The sequence below is a fragment of the Halodesulfovibrio sp. MK-HDV genome, assembly GCF_009914765.1.
Taxonomy (GTDB): Bacteria; Desulfobacterota; Desulfovibrionia; order Desulfovibrionales; family Desulfovibrionaceae; genus Halodesulfovibrio.
In genome coordinates this window covers 1-5,331 of the sequence record NZ_WYDS01000043.1, presented here as the reverse complement: position 1 = coordinate 5,331, position 5,331 = coordinate 1, and the positions used below count along the sequence as shown (strand labels likewise).

Here is a 5,331-nt window from a genome sequence, read left to right as displayed (position 1 = left end):
CGCAGGCAGTTCAGGGACGCAAGCTCATGACGCTGAATAAGCGCCAGTATCAGTTTGTTCCGGGTGCACCTGCAGGAGCAGAACCTGAAGCAGAGGCCGTGAAGCTGTGTGACAGTCTTGTTCGTGATCTTGAAGATATCGATATGGATGTGTTGTTTAGCGGCATTCTTGATGCGCCGTATTACGGTATGACGCCAATAGAACTTACCTTTGCGCCAGATGGTGGTCGGCTGAAGCTGGTGCAAGTTGAACCAAAGCCCGTGGAGTGGTTTACTTTTAACGATGCCAATCAACTACAATTCCATGGTGAATTTTTCTCTAATCCTGCCCCCGTGCATCCGTACAAGTTTGTATTGGTGCGACATTTCTCTACATACAAGAACCCGTATGGCCTGCGTTTGTTATCGCGCTGTTTATGGCCAGTGGCCTTTAAGCGTGGTGGGATAGAGTTCTGGACTCGGTTCTGTGAGAAGTTTGGACAACCTTGGATGTTGGGAACAGCCGGACAAAATGCTACTCAGGTAGAGATGAATACTATGGCGGCTAACCTTGCATCAATGGTGCAGGATGCCGTGGCGGTTGTTCCAAGTGGTGCAACGGTTGAGGCGCTTCAATTTTCAGGAAAGGGCGAAGCGCACAGCAGCTACGTACAGCATTGGGACAAGGCCATAAATAAAGTCCTTAAAGGGCAAACACTGACTAGTGATATGGGCAGCGGGCATTCAAATGCAGCAGCTCAAACACACTATGGCGTTCTGGAAGACTACGCAGCAGCTGACGCACAACTAGTTGTAACTGCAATGAACAACATCGCGTGGACGTACACTAAGGTCAATACGCTTGACGCCGTGAACAAACGACTTCGTTCTGCATTTAGCCCTATATTTAGCTACATAGAACCGGAAGACTACAAGGAACGTGTTGAACTGGATAAGGGGCTAGCTTCTCTCGGAGTGTCGTTTAAAAAGCAGCATTTTGTACAAAAGTACGCGTTGGCTGAAGAAGAATTTACGCTGAAAGGAGAGGAGGACTCCGGGGTAGGCAAGCTACACGGTAGGAACAAGAAAAAAGGTACGCTAGACAATGAAAAGCAACATGAAGAGAAAGAAGAAAGTTTTGCAGCTCCTGAAGAAGCAAAGCCGGACGTATTTCAGCAGCAGATAGATACAGTTGTTGAAAGTGTGTTGCCAGATGTTGTCACCCAAAATGAGAAATTTATGCGGCAAGTTCAGGCGGCAGCTGAAAACGCGGAGTCTTGGGAAGATATGCAGCTCTTGTTGGAAGAGCTTGTTCCGCAAGATATGACGGAGGACGAGCAGGCCGCGTTTATGTCTGAAGTGTTAAACGGTGCTGCTATGTATGGGCAATATGCAGCAGGTAATAGCGATGATTAAACCTATTGCGCTAGTTCCTGCCGAGGCAATTGCTTATTGGAAAACTAAAGTTCCCGTTTCAAGTGGTGAATTTAAACAGATGGGTGATGAAGCTCGTTCTCGTGCCTTCGCAGTGAGTAGTCTTGCACGTGCAGATCAGGTGGCAATTATGCAGACCGCAATAGGCAACGCCATTGAAGATGGCGAGACCTTTAATGACTTCAAAAAGCGTGTCGCGGATGTAGCCAAAGAAGCAACGCTGCGCCCGTGGCAACTTGCAAACATTTACCGCACCAATATTCAGAGCGCCTATATGGCAGGTCGCTATTCTCAAATGAAACGAGCAGCTAAAAGTCGCCCGTATTGGCGATATGTTGCCGTGGGTGACGACCGCAGTCGTCTAGATCATTTGGCGTTACACGGAAAAGTCTATCCGCATGACCACGAATTTTGGGATACGTTTTATCCGCCTAATGGCTTTGCTTGTCGTTGTTCGGTGCAGACTTTGTCAGATTTTCAGATGCGTAAGCGTGGTCTGAAGCCTGAAAAGGATATGCCGGATATTGTGCACGCCACTCATTCAACTACAGGTGAACCACTTCCTCCAGTACGACCAAAGCCGGATGCAGGTTTTTCTACCAATGTCGGAAAGGAATGGCACGCAGGGCTTACAGCGTCTGAGCTTAAAGATGAATCTCAGTTGGTATCAACAGTGCGAACAACAATGTGCCGCACTCCTGTTGAGTTTGCTGTGCATAAAGGAGACGCGTGTAAACCGCCATTACATGAGCTTGGTGACCGTCATGTTTTGCCCGTGGTAGATGCTGATCTACTTTCCGAAGGGCTAGCTTCAGAGCAATACGCAAAAGCATTTCTAAACGAATTTGGCTTGTCCGATGTTGATGGCTCAATCCTGCATACACTTCCGTGTGGGCATCCTCTTGTTATCAACAAGCACCTGTTTATCGATAAAAAGACAGGTAAGTGGAAAGTAAAAGGCTCCGGACACGAGCAGTACCTGAAGCTATTGGCCAGAACCATCAAGAGGCCGTTTGAAGTCTGGAAAGTGCCGTCAATGCTTGCAGGAAAGCCTGCGCATGTATTGCGGATGCTACGAGTGTTTGCCGGGGAAGATGGCAAAGCTGGAGGATTCGCTATTTTTAATCTGGTGAACGGCCGCAAGTGGTCAGGTGCAGCTTCTTTTACGCCGAACATCGGAAACAAAAAGACAAGGCTGGAATCTCTAGAGAGGCAGCGAGAAGGAATACTACTTTATCGTGAATAATAACTTTAAGCGCGTTAACACGGTGTGTTAACGCGCATTTCTTTTATTGCGAGATCATATTTGAGGAGTACCTATGAAGAACTGGGATAAGATTGCACGCACTGGCACGTTTACCGCCATGTCCGGTAAGCAGGTGACGATCACAAAATCAAAACTGGACGAGCTGGTTAAAAGCTTTGTTCCGGAAACCTACAAGCCACCAGTGGTTAAAGGGCATCCTAAAGTGGAAGACCCAGCGTTTGGGCATGTTGCAGAGCTTAAACGGGAGGGTGACATTTTGTTTGCCCTATATGCCTCAGTTCCCGACGAGTTGAAAAATGAAGTCTATAGTGGACGCTACTTGAGCAAGAGTATTTCCGTTTTTCCTCCTAAATTTGGAGAGCCTTGGAAGCTTAAGCACGTAGGGCTGCTTGGTGCTGCTGCACCAGCCATTGACGGGCTTGGTGGCATTCAACTTTCAGAAGGTGAAGATGGGGCGCTCATGTTTGCAAATTTTCAAACTGAGGAACAGGCAACAATGGACGAAAAAGACAAAAAGATTGCTGATCTTGAAGCAAAACTTAAAGCGGAGCAGGACGCGAAGACAGCGGCTGAATCCGCACGGGAAAAGGAAACCCAAGCCCGAGCTGAAGCAGAAGGGAAGCTTGCAAAGACAGCTGAAGAACAGGCTTCTGCATCTCGTGCCGCCAAAGTGGAAAAGCTGATTACCGAAGGCAAAGTGCTGCCCGCAGAAAAAGAGCAGATAGCTGAGTTCGCCAAGGTTTTGGAAGGTGGTGATGACATCAGTTTTAGCGCAGGTGAAGGTAAAAAGCCGCTGGCCGATCATTTTTGGTCATGGGTTGAAGGCCGCAAAGAGCATGGTCTTTTTGAGTTCTCTGCAGCTGATACCAATCCACAGCAGGGTGGTGAAACCGCAGACCTAAGCGGTCTTGCCGGAAAGTTTTAGGAGGCTGTTATGGGAAAGCATAATGCATCAGTACAGCATTCATACACTGTAGAAATTGTAATTTCTGGCAGCGGACCGCATGTGGTGCGCACTTATCCTAAAAAGGCAGGGGTAGTGATTCCTTTTGGCGGCATTGCTGCAATGAGCAGTGCCGAGGCAATTGAATTTGACCCGTCAGGCGATTTAGCTGTGAAAGGCATTGCAACAAAGGCCGCAGCCGCAGACGACGTAAGTGTCACCCTTTGTGTTTTGGGCGGTGTTAAGCGTGAGTTGGTTACGGTTAAAGATAATGCTGCCCTTGATGCTGCGATTACAGTGAAGCTCGAAGAACGTCATATTTACTGCGAGTAAGCAGCACTAAGTAAGAAGGACAATTATGTTTGATTTAAAACCATATTTTACAGCGGTACGAATCGCTAAGCGTTTCCAGAATGCGCCAATAATTAAAGACGTAGTCATGGATACGCTCTTTCCGCCAGAAGTACGGCAGACTGTAGAGTCCCCGGTAATTCCGGTGTCAGATATCCAGCAGGTTGTCGGAGCTGTTCCGGTGGTACATCGCGGCGCGGCCTCTATTCCGCTACGTGGTGATGTTACGCTTAATACCTACGTAGAGCCGCTTCCCGTCCGTATTCATGACGATATTGATGGTGTGACGCTTAACAATTTAAAGCTGGCTAACTCTACTACGTTGGAACAGTGGGCAGAACGTAAGCAGCTTGCTCTTCGTAGAACTGCACGCCTTACTGCTGCCGTGCTTTGTGCACAAGCTGTGTTTGATGGAAGTATTAGCTACCCATTGCTTGAATCTAACGGAAGTTATGCAACCTACACGGTGCAATATGGTGCCGTGCTTACGTACGACACTACTGCACAGGAAAAATGGAATCATGCTGATGCAAGCATGATGTCTATTTACAAGACGTTGGAAGAAATGAGTAGCAAGCTCGACAAGGCCGGGCATGGTGGAGAAAAAGTTACGTTTGCGGGTGTGCTTGCATTTACCACTATTCTCACACTCATTGAAGCTACAGATAAGCCGAAAATTCCTGTGAAAATTATGGATGATGGCTCTATTAATTTGGGCGGCCACAAAATTAAAAAGATGGCAGAAACATATCCTGATCCAGAAAACGATACCGTAAAGGCAAAGCTTGCGCCTAAAGAAATCCGCATGATTGCTACGGGCAATACCGCCTTATTTTACGGTCCTATTGATGATCTAGATTCCAATCTGCAAGCTATGCCTATGTTTGTAAAGCCACTTAAAATGGATAACCCAAGCAAATATATGCTTATCGGCGAATCCAAACCCCTCCCTGCTGTCGCTCCCAAAGCTACAATTAAGGCTACCGTGTTGGCGTAAAGCCCATATCGCTTCTGGGCGGGCTTTACCAAGCCTGCCGAAGCGTTGGGCGCACTACTGTATAAACACTAGTTCAAAACTAGTTCAAAACGCGAGAAATGAGCATGTCCTATTGCGAGTTAGCTAACTTATACGACGTTATCCCGAAGGGCTACCTTGATGCAGCAGACAAGGTCACGCCGGGAATTGTGGAAAGAAAGATGGGAAGTGTGAGCCGAGTCATTGATGACACGCTGCGCCAACATTATGTGCTTCCGCTTCAGGACGTGCCCGAAACTATTAAGCAGATGGCGATTGTCATGGCGGCGTATGAGGCGGTTGGCGGTATTACGGCAGTCAAGAAAGAGGGCGGGAATGACAA

Annotated in this window: 6 protein-coding genes; all 6 read left to right on the top strand. The window is 47.7% G+C overall.

The window, feature by feature from the left end:
* Positions 1 to 1,394: DUF935 family protein (locus tag MKHDV_RS18410; protein WP_160717930.1), on the top strand; the 1,394-nt coding region annotated here is incomplete at its 5' end.
* Complete coding sequence (locus tag MKHDV_RS18405) at positions 1,387 to 2,658, top strand: phage minor head protein (protein ID WP_160717928.1); 1,272 nt, start codon at positions 1,387 to 1,389, stop codon at positions 2,656 to 2,658. The genes MKHDV_RS18410 and MKHDV_RS18405, both read left to right, overlap by 8 nt.
* 73 nt (positions 2,659 to 2,731) lie before the next feature.
* Positions 2,732 to 3,604: a cell envelope integrity protein TolA gene (locus MKHDV_RS18400; protein WP_160717926.1), complete on the top strand. Its 873-nt coding sequence runs from the start codon at positions 2,732 to 2,734 to the stop codon at positions 3,602 to 3,604.
* 9 nt (positions 3,605 to 3,613) lie between these two features.
* Positions 3,614 to 3,955, top strand: coding sequence for a hypothetical protein (locus tag MKHDV_RS18395; protein WP_160717924.1), 342 nt, complete (start codon positions 3,614 to 3,616; stop codon positions 3,953 to 3,955).
* A 25-nt stretch (positions 3,956 to 3,980) separates the two neighbouring features.
* Positions 3,981 to 4,970, top strand: a complete 990-nt coding sequence (locus MKHDV_RS18390; RefSeq protein ID WP_160717922.1) for a major capsid protein — start codon at positions 3,981 to 3,983, stop codon at positions 4,968 to 4,970.
* 104 nt (positions 4,971 to 5,074) lie between these two features.
* A partial coding sequence (locus MKHDV_RS18385; RefSeq protein WP_160717932.1) for a phage protein Gp36 family protein occupies positions 5,075 to 5,331 on the top strand: 257 nt, incomplete at its 3' end.

Excerpts from the sequence above, each read along its gene's own strand:
- MKHDV_RS18390 (WP_160717922.1), top strand. The coding sequence starts at position 3,981 with ATGTTTGATTTAAAACCATATTTTACAGCGGTACGAATCGCTAAGCGT.
- MKHDV_RS18405 (WP_160717928.1), top strand. The coding sequence starts at position 1,387 with ATGATTAAACCTATTGCGCTAGTTCCTGCCGAGGCAATTGCTTATTGG.
- MKHDV_RS18395 (WP_160717924.1), top strand. The coding sequence starts at position 3,614 with ATGGGAAAGCATAATGCATCAGTACAGCATTCATACACTGTAGAAATT.
- MKHDV_RS18400 (WP_160717926.1), top strand. The coding sequence starts at position 2,732 with ATGAAGAACTGGGATAAGATTGCACGCACTGGCACGTTTACCGCCATG.